The 16,581-nt window shown below is 72.0% G+C and carries 14 protein-coding genes and 2 riboswitches; of the genes, 3 read left to right on the top strand and 11 right to left on the bottom strand.

Going from position 1 to position 16,581, the window contains the following annotated elements; translation table 11 throughout:
* Nucleotides 1-16: 16 nt before the first annotated feature.
* The 8 genes from glyA to ABTZ99_RS02315 form a co-directional block, all read right to left on the bottom strand.
* Nucleotides 17-1,282 carry a serine hydroxymethyltransferase gene (gene glyA / locus ABTZ99_RS02350; protein ID WP_499607510.1) on the bottom strand — a complete coding sequence of 422 codons (1,266 nt, stop codon included), beginning with the start codon at nt 1,280-1,282 and terminating at the stop codon, nt 17-19.
* A gap of 14 nt (nt 1,283-1,296) precedes the next feature.
* A complete protein-coding gene (gene gcvT / locus ABTZ99_RS02345; protein ID WP_499607507.1) occupies nt 1,297-2,397 on the bottom strand; it encodes a glycine cleavage system aminomethyltransferase GcvT in 1,101 nt (366 codons plus the stop codon).
* 128 nt (nt 2,398-2,525) lie between these two features.
* Nucleotides 2,526-2,621, bottom strand: a riboswitch (glycine riboswitch).
* 1 nt (nt 2,622) lies between these two features.
* Nucleotides 2,623-2,710: riboswitch (glycine riboswitch) on the bottom strand.
* A 63-nt stretch (nt 2,711-2,773) separates the two neighbouring features.
* A complete protein-coding gene (locus ABTZ99_RS02340; RefSeq protein WP_498782955.1) occupies nt 2,774-3,076 on the bottom strand; it encodes a DUF3817 domain-containing protein in 303 nt (100 codons plus the stop codon).
* A gap of 14 nt (nt 3,077-3,090) precedes the next feature.
* Nucleotides 3,091-3,489, bottom strand: coding sequence for a hypothetical protein (locus ABTZ99_RS02335; RefSeq protein WP_498782954.1), 399 nt, complete (start codon nt 3,487-3,489; stop codon nt 3,091-3,093).
* Nucleotides 3,490-3,599: 110 nt separating this feature from the next.
* Entirely contained in the window at nt 3,600-4,088 is a 489-nt protein-coding gene (locus tag ABTZ99_RS02330) for a helix-turn-helix transcriptional regulator (protein ID WP_123746208.1), read from the bottom strand.
* Nucleotides 4,089-4,290: 202 nt separating this feature from the next.
* Entirely contained in the window at nt 4,291-4,452 is a 162-nt protein-coding gene (locus ABTZ99_RS02325) for a hypothetical protein (RefSeq protein WP_181319924.1), read from the bottom strand.
* Between the two features lie 416 nt (nt 4,453-4,868).
* A complete protein-coding gene (locus tag ABTZ99_RS02320; protein ID WP_499607503.1) occupies nt 4,869-5,993 on the bottom strand; it encodes a CaiB/BaiF CoA transferase family protein in 1,125 nt (374 codons plus the stop codon).
* Entirely contained in the window at nt 5,993-7,141 is a 1,149-nt protein-coding gene (locus ABTZ99_RS02315) for an acyl-CoA dehydrogenase family protein (RefSeq protein ID WP_498782950.1), read from the bottom strand. Before ABTZ99_RS02315 ends, ABTZ99_RS02320 begins: the two co-directional genes overlap by 1 nt.
* 239 nt (nt 7,142-7,380) lie before the next feature.
* Between ABTZ99_RS02315 and ABTZ99_RS02310 the strand changes: the two genes are divergently transcribed.
* Genes ABTZ99_RS02310 through ABTZ99_RS02300 form a run of 3 tightly spaced genes read left to right on the top strand, consistent with a single transcriptional unit; the run spans nt 7,381 to nt 11,155 of the window.
* On the top strand, nt 7,381-7,833 hold the full coding sequence (locus ABTZ99_RS02310) for a GNAT family N-acetyltransferase (protein WP_499607499.1): 453 nt from the start codon (nt 7,381-7,383) through the stop codon (nt 7,831-7,833).
* 56 nt (nt 7,834-7,889) lie between these two features.
* Nucleotides 7,890-9,092, top strand: a complete 1,203-nt coding sequence (locus ABTZ99_RS02305; RefSeq protein ID WP_498782947.1) for an acetyl-CoA C-acetyltransferase — start codon at nt 7,890-7,892, stop codon at nt 9,090-9,092.
* Entirely contained in the window at nt 9,092-11,155 is a 2,064-nt protein-coding gene (locus ABTZ99_RS02300; protein WP_498782945.1) for a 3-hydroxyacyl-CoA dehydrogenase NAD-binding domain-containing protein, read from the top strand. The genes ABTZ99_RS02305 and ABTZ99_RS02300 overlap by 1 nt, the downstream gene beginning before the upstream one ends.
* A gap of 48 nt (nt 11,156-11,203) precedes the next feature.
* Here ABTZ99_RS02300 and ABTZ99_RS02295 read toward each other — a convergent pair whose 3' ends face one another.
* From ABTZ99_RS02295 to ABTZ99_RS02285, 3 genes are all read right to left on the bottom strand, one after another.
* Nucleotides 11,204-14,587 (bottom strand): phosphodiester glycosidase family protein, encoded by a 3,384-nt coding sequence (locus tag ABTZ99_RS02295; RefSeq protein WP_499607495.1) that lies wholly within the window; start codon nt 14,585-14,587, stop codon nt 11,204-11,206.
* A gap of 116 nt (nt 14,588-14,703) precedes the next feature.
* Nucleotides 14,704-15,696, bottom strand: coding sequence for an AraC family transcriptional regulator (locus ABTZ99_RS02290; protein WP_499607492.1), 993 nt, complete (start codon nt 15,694-15,696; stop codon nt 14,704-14,706).
* Nucleotides 15,697-15,944: 248 nt separating this feature from the next.
* Nucleotides 15,945-16,499, bottom strand: coding sequence for a DM13 domain-containing protein (locus ABTZ99_RS02285; protein WP_499607488.1), 555 nt, complete (start codon nt 16,497-16,499; stop codon nt 15,945-15,947).
* Nucleotides 16,500-16,581 lie beyond the last annotated feature (82 nt).

Genomic DNA, 16,581 nt, shown 5'->3' with positions numbered 1-16,581 from the left:
TATTTCGTGGCGTCGTTCACAGGGACGGGTACAGCGGGTGCTTGGCGGCCAGCACCTCGACCCGCGCCCGCAGCTCGGCCAGGTCCGGTGACGGCTGCAACGCCGCCGCGATGATCTCCGCCACCTCGGTGAAGTCGGCCGCGCCGAAACCGCGCGTGGCCAGCGCCGGCGTGCCGATGCGCAGGCCGGAGGTCACCATCGGCGGCCGCGGGTCGTTCGGCACCGCGTTGCGGTTGACCGTGATGCCCACCTCGTGCAGCCGGTCCTCGGCCTGCTTGCCGTCCAGTTCGGACGCCACCAGGTCCACCAGCACGAGGTGCACGTCCGTGCCGCCGGTGAGCACCTTCACACCGGCCGCCGCCGCGTCGGCCTGCGACAGGCGCTCGGCGAGGATCTTCGCGCCCTCGACCGTGCGCCGCTGGCGGTCGGCGAACTCGGGCGACGCGGCGTGCTTGAACGCCACCGCCTTGCCCGCGATCACGTGCTCCAGCGGGCCGCCCTGCTGACCTGGGAACACCGCCGAGTTGATCTTCTTCGCCAGGTCGGCCTCGTTGGTCAGGATCACGCCGCCGCGCGGGCCGCCGAGCGTCTTGTGCGTGGTCGTGGTCACGACGTGCGCGTGCGGCACGGGGCTCGGGTGCAGGCCCGCCGCCACGAGGCCGGCGAAGTGCGCCATGTCCACCATCAGGTAGGCGTCCACCGAGTCGGCGATCCGGCGGAACTCGGCGAAGTCCAGCTGGCGCGGGTACGCCGACCAGCCGGCCACGATCAGCTTCGGCCGGTGCTCGGTCGCCAGCCGCTCCACCTCGGCCATGTCGACGCGGCCGTCGGCCTCCGACACGTGGTAGGGCACCACGTTGTAGAGCTTGCCGGAGAAGTTGATCCGCATGCCGTGCGTGAGGTGGCCGCCGTGCGCGAGGTCCAGGCCCAGGATCGTGTCGCCCGGCTGGAGCAGGGCGAACATCGCGCACGCGTTGGCCTGCGCGCCCGAGTGCGGCTGCACGTTCGCGAAACCGGCGCCGAACAGCTCCTTCACCCGCTCGATCGCCAGCCGCTCGATCACGTCGACGTGCTCGCAGCCGCCGTAGTAGCGCCGGCCGGGGTAGCCCTCGGCGTACTTGTTCGTCAGCACCGACCCCTGCGCCTGGAGCACCGACACCGGCGTGAAGTTCTCCGAGGCGATCATCTCCAGCGTGCTCTGCTGCCGGTGCAGCTCGGCGGCGACGGCGTTCGCGACCTCCGGGTCGAACTCCGCGAGGGAGGTGGTGAAGTGCTCGGACATGTGTGGGGTCTCCCTTACGAGGTGCGCTTGTAGAAGGGCAGTGCGACGACTTCGACCGGCTCGTGCTTGCCGCGGACGTCCACCGACAGCCGGGTGCCGGGCTCGGTGTTGCCGACGGCCACGTACGCCATCGCCACCGAGTAGCCCAGGGTCGGCGACAACGCGCCGCTGGTCACCTCGCCGATCCGGGCGCCCGAGGCGTCCAGCACGGGGTAGCCGTGCCGCGGCGCGCGGCGCGAGGCGGTCTTCAGGCCGACCAGGACCTCCTCGACGCCCCGCTCGGCGACGGCGGCCAGCGCGTCGCGGCCGACGAAGTCGCCCGGCTTGTCCAGCTTCACCACGCGGCCGAGGTTCGCCTGGAACGGCGTGCGGTCGCGGCCGAGCTCGTTGCCGTACAGCGGCATGCCCGCCTCCAGCCGCAGCGTGTCGCGGCAGCCGAGGCCGGCGGGCTTGAGGTCGTGCGGCGCGCCCGCCTCCAGCAGGGCCCGCCAGACGTGCGCGGCGTCGTCCGGCGCGACGAACAGCTCGAAGCCGTCCTCGCCGGTGTAGCCGGTGCGGGCCAGCAGCACGGGCTTGCCCGCGACCTCGGTCGGGTACGACGCGTAGTACTTCACCGCGGCCAGGTCGGTCGACGTGAGGCCGGCGAGGATGGCGGTGGCCTTCGGGCCCTGCACGGCGAGCAGCGCGTAGTCGGTCGACTTGTCCGCGACCACCGCGTCGAAGCCCTTCGCCCGCTCGACCAGGGCCTCGTGCACGACGGCGGCGTTCGAGGCGTTGGCGACGACGAGGTACTCCTCATCACCCGTGCGGTACACGATCAGGTCGTCGATGACGCCACCGTCGGCCTCGCAGATCATCGTGTACCGGGCGCGGCCGACGCCGATCGCGGACGCGTGGCCGACCAGGGCGTGGTCGAGAGCGGCGCCCGCCTCCGGGCCGGTGAGCAGGATCTCACCCATGTGGGTCAGGTCGAACAGGCCCGCCGACGTGCGCACCGCGTGGTGCTCGGCCAGCTCGCTGTCGTAGCGCAGCGGCATCCGCCAGCCCGCGAAGTCGGTGAACATGGCGCCCAGCGCCTCGTGTTCGGCGTGCAGGGGCGTGCGGCGGCTTTCCATCAGGCGGGCCCTCCCTGGGTGCGGACATGCCGATGGGCCGACCGGTCGGGTCGACGGGCGGGCACGTCCGAGCGATTCACGAGCGAAAGGATGACACGGTCCACCGGAGACTCCTCGTCGAGTGAGCCTCCCCCTCTGCCATGAGCCTGAGAGCTTCACCACCCGGTGGGGGCGGCTTGCACCGTGGGCGAGGCGCACCGGGGTGCGCCTGCTTTCCAGAGTTGCCTTCGTCGCGCGGTACCTGTGCCTGAGAGATTCCGGGGAGGAGTTGCTCCTTCGGCGCCCCGCTGGGGGACTCTCCCGCGCGACATCGACGGCCGTGTTCAGTTGGTACCGCCAGACGCTAGGGGTGCCCGGCGGGCGGGGTCAACCCCGGTCACAGGCTCTTCTCGGCCCGGACGCTCTCGACCACCTTGCGCTCGGCGTAGAACGACACGAACGGGATCGTGCCCGCGAGCAGCACCAGCACCGTGCCCTTGATCGACCAGCGGGCCTTGAGCGCGAGGTCGACGGTGAGCACCAGGTAGACCGCGTAGAGGAAGCCGTGCACCGGGCCGACGACCTGCATCATGCCCTCGCTGTCGCCCGCGTACTTGGCGATCATCGCGACCACGAGCAGCAGCAGGCCGACACCGACCACGTAAGCCATGAACCGGAACCTGGTCAACGCGCCGCTCATCGCCCTACCTTCGCTCACCGCTGGTCCCGCGCGTTGAGTTCGGCGAGCATGCGGTTGTAGGCCGCGAGCTCTTCGTCCTCGTCGTCCCGCACGGGCGCTCTGACGGGCTCAACGGTAACTACCGGCCGCGGCGGCGCGGCCACCGGCTCCGGCGCGGCCTCGGCGGCGGCGTCCGCCGTCCCGGCGGCGGCCTCGGCCTTGCGGCGGGCGTCCAGCCTGCGGATGCGCCACACCATGAACGCGGGGAAGAGGCCGAACAGCGGCCACTGGAACACGTAGCCGAGGTTCTGGAACGTGCCACCGGCCTCGGAGAACCGCTCCCACTGCCAGTAGGCCAGGCCGCAGCACACGACCAGCGACGCCAGGCAGACGGCCGCGATGGCCAGGCGCTGGGGGGTGATGAGGCCTCGCACGCCTCAAGAGTACTTCGTGCGTCGCACGAGGCTGGGGCTCCCCGCACGGGAGCCCGCACCTCGACGGCAAGGGCTCCTCGACCGCAGGAGCCCGCCCCGACTCGTCGGACCTAGGCCACGCCGTCCCGGCGTTGCCTCTGCAACCTGGCCACGCACCAGGCCGCCGCACTACCCCGACGCAGGTGCTGGAGCACCGTCATCGGGCCGAGGCGACGACCGAGGTCGGCGGGCGAGAGCCCGGCCGCCCGGTAGTCCAGAGCGCGCTGGTCCAACGGGCTGATGCCCGCGTCCCACCACTGCTCCGCCTCGGACAGGTCGCCGACCAGCTGCCAGTAGCTGGCGGCCGCGGCGAGCAGGGGCTCGGGCACCTCGGGCGCCCGCTTCCGCATCGCCGCCACGTACGCCGGATCCGCGGACTCGACCTTCACCAGGCCGCGGGGACCGCCATTCGCCCGCTGCACCGGGATCCCCGGCGCGGACGGCGGGGCTTCCGCGAGCCACGCGTCCTTGATCCGGTTCACCTCCTGCAGCTCGGCGTCGTCCGAGCGCTCAGCCGCCCACTGCCGCAACAGCTCGTCGACTCCGGAGTCCTCGACCATTCTGCCTCCTCATCGGTCGAAGATCAGCCAATGCGACGCACCGTATTAGCGGGTACCGACAACCGCTAGACCCTGGTTTGTCTAAAACCCTGTTACCAGGGCGTTATAGCCCTCATTCCACCCGTACGGTGCAACGTTCGGGGCGCATAGTCACCGATCGTGACCGCATTGAGCGGGAGTACGCGGGGTTACCGCGGGACCTCTAGGCGAACAGGCTGCGGACGAAGGTGATGATCGACTCGGCGCCGGACTGGAGCCACCCGAGCGCGGTCCTCACCGCCTCGGCGGACTCGTTCGGCTGGGTGATCAGGAGGAACAGCACCAGCGCGACCGCCGCCAGCGTCACCACCTTCTTGACGTTCACTGATCGGTCTCCGTCCGTGTCACTGGGCAGGGCGGCCGAGCGCCGCTCCGGTCGTGTCAACGGCCATGGTCCCTCATTCACCCGGATGATGACGATCGAACCCGCCGCCATCCCTCGACCGGTCGCACGAACACCACGCAACCACGCCTGGGTCGCACGGAGAGTCACCCGAACGGACGATCAAGGGGACCGGTGGTCCCGCCGATCACCAAGGTACGGGCGCTCGCCCACCCCCCTGGCACGGACACCGAGGTTCTTCAGACACTGCCACCTCTGCACAGCCCATCACCTGATTGCGCCGACGCACGCACCGAGCGTGACAAAGGCCGCTCGCGGCTGCCACTCATTTCCGGTACCCCTTCAGGTGATTTCCCTTGCCTTTTTCCGGCCCGATCGGGTCCGCGCCCGCGGGTCCGTCACCCGATCACGCCGGACCGCCGGAGCCCGGCGATCTCGTCCTCGCCCAGCCCCAGCCCGGCCAGCACCTCGGCCGTGTGCTCGCCGACGGCGGGCGGCGGACCGGGCGTGGCCGCGGGCGTCCGCCCGAACCGCGGCGCGGGCGCGGGCTGCGCCACCCCGTCCACCTCGACGAACGTCCCCCGCTCGGCGTTGTGCCCGTGCTTCGGCGCCTCACCGGGCGCCAGCACGGGCGCGAGGCACGCGTCGGTGCCCTCAGCGAGCGCGGCCCACTCGTCCCTGGTCCGGGTCGCCACCGCCGCGGCGATGCGGGCCCGCAGCTCCGGCCAGTTCGCCGGGTCGTGCCGCCCGGGCAGCCCGGCGTCGGCGAGCCCGAGCACGGCCAGCAGCTCGGCGTAGAACTTCTCCTCCAGCGCCCCGATGCCGACGAACCGGCCGTCGGCCGCCTCGTACACGTCGTAGAACGGCGCGCCGCCGTCGAGCAGGTTCGTCCCGCGCGCGCCCGACCAGGCGCCCACCGACGACATCCCGTGCAGGAACGTGGTCAGCAGCGCCGCGCCGTCGACCATCGCCGCGTCCACCACCTGCCCCCGCCCGGACCGCTCCCGCTCGTACAGCGCGGCCAGCACGCCGAGCGCCAGCAGCAGCCCGCCACCGCCGAAGTCGCCGACGACGTTGAGCGGCACGGTCGGCGGCGCGCCCGCCCGGCCGATCGGCTCCAGCGCGCCCGCCACCGCGATGTAGTTGATGTCGTGCCCGGCGCGGTCGGCCAGCGGCCCGTCCTGGCCCCAGCCGGTCATCCGCCCGTAGACCAGGCGCGGGTTGCGGGCCAGGCACTGCGCCGGGCCGATGCCCAGCCGTTCGGTCACGCCCGGCCGGAAGCCCTCGACCAGCACGTCCGACTCCGCGACCAGGCGCAGCACCAGCTCGGCGCCCTCGGGTCGGCGCACGTCCACCCCGATCGAGCGCCGGCCGCGGCCGAGCAGGGGCACCTCCGTGCCGCCGCCGACGCGGTCCACCCGGACCACGGACGCGCCGAGGTCGGCCAGCACCATGCAGCCGAACGGCGCGGGCGCGAGGCCGGCCAGCTCGACGACCTTCAACCCCTCCAGCGGCCCCGGCACTAGAGCGACCTCGCGATGATTTCCTTCATGATCTCGTTCGTCCCGCCGTAGATCTTCTGCACGCGCGCGTCCGCCCACGCGCGCGCGATCGGGTACTCGGCCATGTAGCCGTAGCCGCCGAACAGCTGCACGCACTCGTCCACGACCTGGCACAGCCGTTCGGTGGCCCACCACTTGGCCATCGCCGCGGTGGGCACGTCGAGGCGGCCCGCCAGGTGCTCCTGCACGCACTCGTCCACGAAAGCCCTGGTCACGCGGGCCTCGGTGGCGCACTCGGCGAGCTTGAACCGGGTGTTCTGGAACTTGATCAGCTCCCGGCCGAACGCCGTGCGGTCCTTGACGTAGGCGAGCGTGAGGTCGACCGCCGCCTCGATGCCCGCGACCGACGCCACCGCGATGATCAGCCGCTCCTGGGGCAGCTGCTGCATCAGCTGGATGAACCCCTGGCCCTCGCCGGTGCCGAGCAGGTTCGCCGCGGGCACGCGGACGTCGTCGAAGAACAGCTCGGCGGTGTCCTGGCCGTGCATCCCGATCTTGTCCAGCACCCGGCCGCGGCGGAAGCCCGACGCCTGCGCGGTCTCCACGACCAGCAGCGAGATGCCCGTCGCGCCCTGGCTGGGGTCGGTCTTGGCGACCACGACCACCAGGTCGGCCTGCGCGCCGTTGGTGATGAACGTCTTCGAGCCCGACAGCACGTACTCGTCACCGCGCCGCAGCGCGCGCGTCTTGATGTTCTGCAGGTCGGAGCCACCGCCGGGCTCGGACATGGCGATCGCGCCGACGTACTCGCCGGAGGCCATCTTCGGCAGCCAGCGCAGCTTCTGCTCCTCGGTGCCGTAGGCGTTGAGGTAGTGGGCGACGATCCCGCTGTGCACGCTGTTGCCCCACGCGGTGTCGCCGCACCGGGCCTGCTCCTCCAGCAGCACGGCCTCGTGCGCGAACGTGCCGCCGCCACCGCCGTACTCCTCGGGGATGGACAGGCAGAGCAGGCCCACCTCGCCGGCCTGGCGCCAGAAGTCCCGGTCCACCTGCTTCTGCGCGGCCCAGCGCTCCTGGTTCGGGACCGCTTCCCTCTCGAAGAACGTGCGGGCCAGCTTGCGCAACTGGTCCAGGTCCTCGGTCATCCATGCGGAACGGCGAGTCGGCATGCCTCGACGGTCCCACCGGCCGGCCCGCGCCGCCATGACCGCAGCGCGCTGCGTGGGGGTTGATCGTGAGCGCAAAAGTCAGTGTTGGATGGCCGCTGCTCCGCAGACGGCGGGCGAGGTCGCCGGGAAGTCGACCGTTCGCGTCCTGATTCTCCGACGATCGAAAAGCGTGATCGCCGGCGAATGAGGACGCGAACGATCGACGCGACCTCGCGGGGGGTTGGCGGGACACTGGGAGTATGCGACTGCGGCGGCTCGGGCCCGAGGACTGGGCGACCTGGCGTGACATCCGGTTGACCGCGCTGAGCAGCGATCCCGGGGAGTTCGGCTCCACGTTGGCGCTGGAGCGGACGTTCGACGAGAAGCGGTGGCGCGAGCTGGTGACGCCCGGGCGCGGGGTGAAGGTCGTCGCCGAGGACCCGGAGCCGATCGGGCTCGTCGCCGGGGTGCCGCACGAAGTCGACCCGGACGTGTTGTACCTGTACTCCATGTGGGTCATGCCGGAGTTCCGGCGGCGCGGCGTCGGCGCGGCGTTGATCGCCGACGTGCTGGCGTGGGCGCGTGAGCACGGGTGGGCGCGGGTGCAGCTGCGCGTGTTCCAGGACAACGAGACCGCCCGGCGGCTGTACGCGCGGCTGGGGTTCGTCGGCGAGGGCGAGATCATGGACTACCCGCTCACGCCGGTGAGCTAATAAGTCACCTCGGGAGGTCATGGGCAACCGCCGGCGTGCTCCCTACCGTGGGGTGCATGAGCGAAGCCTTGATCTTCGACGCGGTGCGCACACCGCGTGGCCGGGGAAAGCGCGGTTCGCTGCACAGCGTCAAGCCGATCACCCTCGCCTCCGGGGTGCTCGCGGCGCTGGCGCGGCGCAACGACCTGGACACCTCCGCCGTGGACGACGTGGTGTTCGGCGTCGTGTCGCCGGTCGGCGAGCAGGGCGCGGACATCGCCCGCACGGCGGTGCTGGCGGCCGGGTGGGACCTGCGGCCCGCCGGCGTGCAGCTCAACCGGTTCTGCGCGTCGGGCCTGGAGTCGGTGAACCTGGCCGCGGCCAAGGTCGCGTCCGGGTTCGAGGACCTGGTGGTGGCGGGCGGCGTCGAGTCGATGTCGCGGGTGCCGATGGGCTCGGACGGCGGCGCGTGGATGGCCGACCCGGAGACCAACATGGCGACCAACTTCGTGCCGCAGGGCGTGAGCGCGGACCTCATCGCCACGCTGGAGGGCTTCACCCGCGAGGACGTGGACGCCTTCGCGCTGCGCTCGCAGCAGCGGGCCACGCTGGCGCGCGACAAGGGCTACTTCGACCGGTCGCTGGTGGCCGTGGTCGACCAGAACGGCTCGGTCGTGCTCGACCACGACGAGGCGATCCGCCCGGAGACCACGCTGGACGGGCTCGGCAAGCTCAAGCCGAGCTTCGCGTTCCACGGCGACCTGGGCTTCGACGCCGTCGCCATCGACCGCTACCCGACCGTGGAGCGCATCGACCACGTCCACACGCCGGGCAACTCGTCGCAGATCGTGGACGGCGCGGCGGCGATGCTGATCGGCAACGCCCGCACCGGGCAGGAGCTGGGCCTCACGCCCCGCGCGCGGATCATCGCGACGGCGGTCGTCGGCTCCGAGCCCACGATCATGCTGACCGGCCCGGCGCCGGCCGCGCGCAAGGCGCTGGACAAGGCCAGGCTGACCGTCGAGGACATCGACCTGTTCGAGATCAACGAGGCGTTCTCGTCGGTGGTGCTGAAGTTCCAGCGGGAGCTGGACCTGCCCGACGACAAGGTCAACGTCAACGGCGGCGCGATCGCCATGGGCCACCCGCTCGGCGCGACCGGCTGCATGATCCTCGGCACCCTGCTCGACGAGCTGGAGCGCCGGGACCTGCGACGGGGTCTGGCCACGCTGTGCGTGGGCGGCGGCATGGGCATCGCGACGATCATCGAGAGGGTCTGATGGCTATCCACTTCGAGCGGGACGACGAGGGCGTCGTCACCCTCACGATGGACATGTCCGGCTCGGCGAACGTGATGAACGCCGAGTACCACAAGGACATGGGGGACGCGGTCGCGCGGCTGGAGGCGGAGCGCGACGACATCACCGGCGTGGTGCTGACGTCGGCCAAGAAGACGTTCTTCGCCGGTGGCGACCTGAACGTGCTGATCCGGATCACGCCCGAGAACGCGGCCGAGGCGCTCGGGTTCCTGGAGGAGATCAAGGGCCAGCTGCGGCGGTTGGAGCTGCTGGGCAAGCCGGTCGTCGCGGCGATCAACGGCAGCGCGCTGGGCGGCGGCCTGGAGATCGCGCTGGCGTGCCACCACCGGGTGGTCCTGGACGACGACAAGATCAAGCTGGGGCTGCCCGAGGCGACGCTCGGCCTGCTGCCCGGCGGTGGCGGCGTGACCCGGATGGTGCGGCTGCTGGGCGTGCAGCCGGCGTTGCCGCTGCTGATGGAGGGCAAGCAGCTGCGGCCGGCGCGGGCGTTGCAGGCCGGGATCGTGCACGAGCTGGCGTCCTCGCCCGAGGAGCTGATCGCCAAGGCGCGGGCGTGGATCAAGGAGAACCCGGCGCCGCAGCAGCCGTGGGACCGGCCGGGGTACACCGTGCCGGACGTGCGGGTCGGCGACCCGAACCTGTACGGGCTGCTCGCCGCCGCGCCCGCCGTGCTGCGGAAGAAGACGCACGGCGTGTACCCGGCGCCGGAGAAGGTCCTGGCCGCCGCGGTCGAGGGCGCGCTGGTGGACTTCGACACGGCGCTCAAGGTCGAGGCCCGGTACTTCGTGGAGCTGGCCGCGGGTCAGGTCTCCAAGAACATGATCAACACGTTCTGGTTCCAGCTCAACGAGATCAACGCGGGCGGGTCGCGGCCGGCCGGGGTCGAGCGGTCGAAGGTGGCCAAGGTCGGCGTGCTCGGCGCGGGCATGATGGGCGCGGGCATCGCCGAGGTCACGGCCAAGGCCGGGATCGAGGTCGTGCTGAAGGACGTGACGCTGGAGGCGGCGCGGCGCGGCGCCGGTGACACGCCGGGCATCACGCCGACCGACTCCGACGCCGACCTGGCGGGCTGCGACCTCGTGATCGAGGCGGTGTTCGAGAACCGCGAGCTGAAGAACAAGGTGCTGCCGGCGGCGGAGGCCTCCGCGCTGCCCGACGCGGTGATCGCGTCGAACACCTCCACGTTGCCGATCACCGGGTTGGCGTCGGCGGTGGGCGATCCGTCGCGGTTCATCGGGTTGCACTTCTTCTCGCCGGTGCCGAAGATGCGGCTGGTGGAGATCATCCGCGGGGAGAAGACGTCGGACGAGACGTTGGCGCGGGCGTTCGACTACGTGCTGCGGATCGGGAAGACGCCGATCGTGGTGAACGACAGCCGGGGCTTCTACACGTCGCGGACGTTCGGCACGTACGTCACCGAGGCGGTGTCGATGGTGGCGGAGGGCGTGTCGCCGGCGCTGATCGAGAACGTGGCTCGCCGCGCGGGCATGGCGGTGGGTCCGCTGGCGGTGTCCGACGAGGTCACGTTGACGTTGCAGCTGAAGATCCGCGACCAGACGTTGGCCGACGACCCGGCGGTGGCGGGCGCCCTGGGCGATCACCCGGCGTTCCGCGTGCTGGAGGAGCTGGTCGCGGAGGGGCGCACGGGCAAGTCCGGCGGTGCGGGGTTCTACGAGTACCCCGAGGGCGGGAAGAAGTTCCTGTGGCCGGGCCTGGCGCGGTACGCGCGGGCCGACGCGGGCGTGACGGAGCAGGACGTCGAGGACCGGTTGCTGTTCATCCAGTCGTTGGAGACGGTGCGGTGCCTGGACGAGGGCGTGCTGACGTCGGTCGGTGACGCGAACGTGGGCAGCGTGTTCGGGTTCGGCTTCGCGCCGTGGAGCGGCGGCACCCTCCAGTTCGTCAACTCCTACGGGTTGACGGAGTTCGTGGAGCGCGCGGACTACCTGGCCGACACCTACGGCGAGCGCTTCCGCCCACCGGCCTCGCTGCGCGACCGCGCCACCCGCGGCGAGAAGTTCTGACCGGGAACAGGCCCCTGGGCAACGATCCCAGGGGCCTGTCGCCGCAGGTCAGGCGGTGGCGCGGCCCCGTTCGGGGAACGCCGTGGCTACCTCGGCGCGTTGGGTCACGCCGTTGACGGTGACGGCGACGGTCACCTGGCCGGGGCGCAGCGCGGTCAGGGCGCCGGTGTCGGGGTCGAGCCACGCGACGTGCCACGGGCGCAGGCCGGAGGCCTGGCCGAGGTGCAGGTTCGGTGAGCCGGACCAGTCCGCCGTCACCGGGTAGGCGACCGGGACTCGGCGGGAACCCTGGGTGATCGACGCGCTCACCTCGGTCGGGCTGCCGATGCGGGTGGTGGGCTCGGCGGTCAGGGTCAGGCCGTCCACGTGCGGGCGGATCTCGGCGGCCAGCCAGGTGTCGCCGCGCCGCGGGTCGACGCCCAGCATGGTCCAGCCGGTGAAGCCGCCCCGGCCCACCTCGCCCGCGGGCGCCTTGCCCGAGTTGCCGTTGACCAGGTACGGCACGCCGTCCACCCGCGAGGCGTGGAACAGGCCCACGTGCGCCCCGATGAACGCCGCGCCCTTCCCGGTGTCACGCCGGAACGCCGCCAGCCAGTCCTCGACCACGTCGGCCTCCATCCGGTCGGACAGCTGGCTGCCCTTGGTCGGCGTCGGGTCGCGCGGCGGGTGGTGCTCCATCACCACGACGGAGTCCACCGAACCGTGGTCGCGCAACGCGTCGCGCAGCATCACGGCCTGGTCGAACCCACCGCCGCGCACCGTCCCGGTCGACGAGTCCAGCAGCACGAACCGCGTGCCCTTGTGGTCGAACACCCGGCTGGTCGACCCGAACTCGCGCCGGAAGTTGTCGATCGTGCCCGGACCCATGATCTCGTGGTTGCCCGGCACGTAGTACCAGGGCAGCTCGTCGCCCAGCTCCTCGGTCAGCACCCGACGCGCCAACGTCAGGTCCGCGGGCGACGCCTCGTCCACGAAGTCGCCGTTGACCACCACGAAGTCCGGCCGCTGAGCCTTGATCTCCCGCAACGTCCGCCGCGCCGCGCGCACCAGCTCGCTGTCCGGGTTGCGCGCCACGAACTGCGCGTCCGACATCACCGCGAACCGCCACGGCCGGTCGGCCACCGTGCCGTCCTGCACCACGAACCGGTCGGCCGGCTCGTCCACCACCGGCAGGTCCACCGCGGGCGGCACCTTGGCCACGATGTCGTCCACGAGCACCTCGCCGGTGTACTGCCGGTCCGCCTTGGTCTCGATCGTGTAGAACCTGTTCACCCGCAACGGGAACGCGAGCCCCGACGGCACCGGCACCTCAAGGTGGCGCCACCCCGTCCAGGTGATGTACGGCCCGTAGAGCGACCGGCTGAGCCCCGAGGAGTCGGTGACGGTGAACGCCGTCCACTCGCCGCGACCGTGCCCGTAGACCCACGCGCCCAACGCCAGCGGCTGCCCCGGCACCTCGATCGGCTTCGGCGGGATCGCGTAGGCCGTCCGCGTGCCGGTGGACTTCGAGAAGTCGTACGTCATCCGCAGCCCGGCCCCGGTGCGCCCCTCGGCCACCGGCGCGACCGAGCCGGAGCCCCGCGCCGAGCCGAACGTCCACGCCGCGCCGTCGTCGAAACCGGCGATCAGCCGCTCCTCCAGCCCCACGGTCACGGGCACGCGCACCACGTGCGACCCGACCCGCGCGACGACCGTCGTGGCACCCGGCTTCAGCGCGGTGACCCGCAGCGAGCCGTCGGCGCCCGGCGCGACGCCGATCACCGAGCGGTCGTAGTCCAGCGACACGTCCGCGGGCTCGACCGGCGCGGTGAACCCGTCGCCGTCCCGCCCGACCACGCCGAACCCGCTCGTGCCGCCCACCTCGGGCAGGCTCAGCCGGCTCGTGGTCGCCGACAGCCCGGCCAACGCGCCCAGCACGGTCAGCTCCACCTCGCCGGTCACGCCGCCGCGTTGCGCCACGGCCGTCGTCGTGCCGGGCCGGCGCGCGTGGAACACGCCGTCGTCGTCCACCCGTCCCACGTCGGCGCGCGCCGTCCGCCACCGGTGCTCGTCGTCCCGCGCCGGGCCGTACGTCTCGTCGTGCCCGTCGGCCACCAGCCGCCGGGTCAGGCCGGGGAACACGCGCTCCGGGTGACCGCCCGGCACGGTGTCCGACCCCGGCGCGGCCCGCGGGTCGATCGCGGTGCGCACCCAGAAGCCCGTGAGCTGCCCGCTGCCGGTCGGCGCGTAGAGCGCGAGCCCGTTCGGCACGGGCCGCTCGCCGCCGTCGGACGGCGTGTTCTCCACCGTCACGGTCTCCGCACCGGGCGTGCGTGCCACCAGGGTGGACGAGCCGCCGCCGTCGAGGTTGAGCGCGTTGTGCGCGCCCATCTCCTTCAGGATCGCGGCCACGTCCTGGAGGTTCAGCCCGAGCAGGTAGGCGCCCTGGCGGCCGTCCACGGTGAGCAGGAACATCTTCTTGCCGTCCGCCGAGAACCCGACCGCCGTGCGCGGGTGCAGCGGATCGGTGGGCGCGACGACCTCGCCGTCCTCGAGCAGCAACTGGTTCCCGCCGATCGCGGCGCGCAACGCGCTGCCGTCGTCGGCCTTCGTCGTGTGCTCGACGGCGACCCGCTCCCCCACGGCCAGCCTCGCGAGCGCGTCGGCGCCCGCCTCCCGGCCGACGAGCACCTGGCCGTCGGCGGGCACGGGGTCGTCACCCGCCCGGTCGCGCCGTTCGGCGACCACGCCCGCGCGCACCACGACCTCGGTCACGCGGGTGGCGCCCTGCACGGCCCGCGCCCGGCTGTAGGAACCCCAGATCGGGTCGAACAGCCCCACGCCGCCGGGCTCGACGGCGGCGCTGTTGAGCTGGTCCAGCCCGATGGACGTGCCGTCCGCGCGGGTGATCTTCCCGTCGAAGAACACCTCCATCACCCGGCCGACGCCCGCGGCGTCGAAGCCGACCGCGCGGCGGTGCCCGGCGACGGGCGACTTGACCGTGCGGCCGTCCTGGACGCCGACGCCGCGCGGCGCGTTGGAGTTGTTGATGTCGAAGAAGTCGCCGTTGACGGCGGCGACCGCGCGGGTCCGGTTCGCCTGCGCGGACAGCGGTTCGGCGGCGGCGACCTGCCCGGGGTGCAGGTAGTCGACCTTCGTCCCGGCGGTGAGGTCGACGGTGAGCGCGTCGCCGCGGATCCACCCGCCCGCGCCGCCCGGCTCGTACCAGTCGAACGAGCTCAGCGACACGCCCGGCGCGACCGGCCGGGTGGTGCGGGCGGTCTCGATGCGGCGGGCGGGGTCGACCGCGGGCGCGACGGCGACGCCCGGCAGGTCGACGACGGACGGCGAGGGAGGAGCGGTCGGCGGGTCGGCGTGGGCCGCGGGCGTGGCCGCCGCCAGTGCGAGGACCAGCGACGCGGCCAGGGCGGCGGAGCGAGGGCGAGGGAACACGGGCACTCCCGCAGGGATGGGTGAGGAACTTACGCGATGTAAGTCCACCGTGTTGACGATTCGCCGGACACGGCCGTTCGGCCGCAGTTGACGACCCGATCGGCCGTCCGGCGACGTCAGCCAACCCCACCACCCCGGTAGGTTCCAGGACTGGCGCCCGTCCACCTCTTGAACGCCCGGTGAAATGCGCTCGCCTCGGAGAAACCCAGCCGCAGCGCCAGTTCCTCCACGGACTCGCCGCCGCGCACCAGGCTCGCGACGGCCTGGTCGCGCAGCAGCTGCTCGCGCACCTCGCGGAACGACGTGCCCTCGGCCGCCAGCTTCCGCCGCAACGTCGGCGCGCTCACGCCCAGCCGCGCGGCCACGTTCTCCAGCCCCACCACGCCGCCGCCGAGCATCCGCCGCACCTGGCTGGACGCGTCCGCGCCGTAATCGCGCCGGGACAGCAACTCGGCGGGTGAATTCCGCAGAAACCGCCTTAATGCGGCTTCGTCCTGCACGACCGGCATCCGCAGAAACCGCGCGTCGAAAGTCAACGTGGTGGCGGGTGCGGAAAACCGCAGCGGAGCGCCGAAGATCAGGTGGTATTCCGCGCCGTGCGGCGGTTCCGGATAGTCGAGATCGACCCCGCGCAACGGGATCCGCCGGCCGATCAGCCACGACGAGAACCGGTGCCACAGCACCAGCAGCGACTCGACCAGGAACCGGTCCGGGTCGTCCACGCCCTCCGTGGACAGGGTGAACGCGGCGACGCCGTCATGCTCCCCCAACGCCATCGCCGGCCGCACGTCGAACAGCTCGTAGAACGCCAGACCGCGCCGCAGGGCGTCCTCCAGTGACGCGCAGTGCACGGCGAGCAGGCACATCGTCGGGAACGTGCCGCGCTTGCTCGGTCGCGGCCCGAGGCCCATGAACTCGTCGTCCAGCGCGTCCCACAAGGCCTGGATGAGCTTGGTGTACTGGGCCGGGGTGACGCGCGCGCGCTCATCGGAGAGCAGGGCCTCGCCGATGCCCGCGGTCGCCAGCAGCCGCGCGACGTCGTGACCACGCCGCACGGCGCCGCGCAGCGCGGCGTTGACGTAGTGGATGGCGATGGTCCTGGTGAGCATCACTCACAGTGTGCATCACGGTGGTCCGCAGGCCGTGTGCGGCGGCGCGGAACGGGGAGAGAGAGCGCCGCGCCGCCGCCAACGGTGGCCCACCCCAGTGAGCCGGCTCCTCGTCGATGGGGCATCCGCCCGCCCACCAACGAGGGACGTTGTGGTGCTACCACTGTATGTGGTCTAGACCAGATACGTCAATACTGCGAAAAGGCTATAAGTGGCCCAGACCACCCCGTATTTGTTTCGCCTATGTGTCAGCCCTGTTCCAACGGCGCTACCGCGAAACCGGCGGAAAACCTCTTGCACCAGATCACGACGCTGCGCACCGCGGTCAGGTCGGTGCCGGCGGGCACCTGGTAGACCTGGTTGCCCCGATTCGCCTTCAGTTCACCGAGGTTCGTGAAACCGGAGCCGAATGCCGCTTCGGGCGAGTCGGATGCCTTGTCCGAGAGGTACACGTACAGGTCCGGCCCGTCGCTGGTGTCCAATGCCTCGAACTGCACCGCGTGGCCGCCGTCGGGCAACCGGACCAGCGTCGCGCTGCCGGTCGTCGCGTGCTCCAGCGAGCGGAACGGTCCGGAGGCCAGCGCGACCGGGCCCGCGGGCGGTGCGGGCGTCGTGGTCACCGGAGCCGTCGTCGTCGTGGGAGCCGTCGTCGTCGACCCGACCGTCGTCGTGGCCGGCAGCAGCAACGCCTCGTCAGCCGTCCGGTCGGTGACCAGCCGCCACGGCTGGAACAGGGCCAGCCCCACCACCAGGGCGACCGCCAGCACGCCGGCCACCCCGATCACCACTACCCGCTTGGACATCTCACGCCTTCCGGAAGTCGACCCGTCCCTACCGGACAACTCTGGCGAACCGGACGCCGGTCTGCGGGCAAAACCCGATTAC

Origin of the sequence: Actinosynnema sp. NPDC002837 (genome assembly GCF_040295345.1) — a bacterium.
In the GTDB taxonomy this organism is placed as follows: Bacteria; Actinomycetota; Actinomycetes; order Mycobacteriales; family Pseudonocardiaceae; genus Actinosynnema.
This window is presented reverse-complemented; position numbering and strand designations above follow the sequence as displayed.

Excerpts from the sequence above, each read along its gene's own strand:
- ABTZ99_RS02305 (WP_498782947.1), top strand. The coding sequence starts at position 7,890 with ATGAGCGAAGCCTTGATCTTCGACGCGGTGCGCACACCGCGTGGCCGG.
- ABTZ99_RS02340 (WP_498782955.1), bottom strand. The coding sequence starts at position 3,076 with ATGAGCGGCGCGTTGACCAGGTTCCGGTTCATGGCTTACGTGGTCGGT.
- gcvT (WP_499607507.1), bottom strand. The coding sequence starts at position 2,397 with ATGGAAAGCCGCCGCACGCCCCTGCACGCCGAACACGAGGCGCTGGGC.
- ABTZ99_RS02310 (WP_499607499.1), top strand. The coding sequence starts at position 7,381 with ATGCGACTGCGGCGGCTCGGGCCCGAGGACTGGGCGACCTGGCGTGAC.
- ABTZ99_RS02315 (WP_498782950.1), bottom strand. The coding sequence starts at position 7,141 with ATGCCGACTCGCCGTTCCGCATGGATGACCGAGGACCTGGACCAGTTG.
- ABTZ99_RS02290 (WP_499607492.1), bottom strand. The coding sequence starts at position 15,696 with ATGCTCACCAGGACCATCGCCATCCACTACGTCAACGCCGCGCTGCGC.
- ABTZ99_RS02300 (WP_498782945.1), top strand. The coding sequence starts at position 9,092 with ATGGCTATCCACTTCGAGCGGGACGACGAGGGCGTCGTCACCCTCACG.
- ABTZ99_RS02330 (WP_123746208.1), bottom strand. The coding sequence starts at position 4,088 with ATGGTCGAGGACTCCGGAGTCGACGAGCTGTTGCGGCAGTGGGCGGCT.
- glyA (WP_499607510.1), bottom strand. The coding sequence starts at position 1,282 with ATGTCCGAGCACTTCACCACCTCCCTCGCGGAGTTCGACCCGGAGGTC.
- ABTZ99_RS02285 (WP_499607488.1), bottom strand. The coding sequence starts at position 16,499 with ATGTCCAAGCGGGTAGTGGTGATCGGGGTGGCCGGCGTGCTGGCGGTC.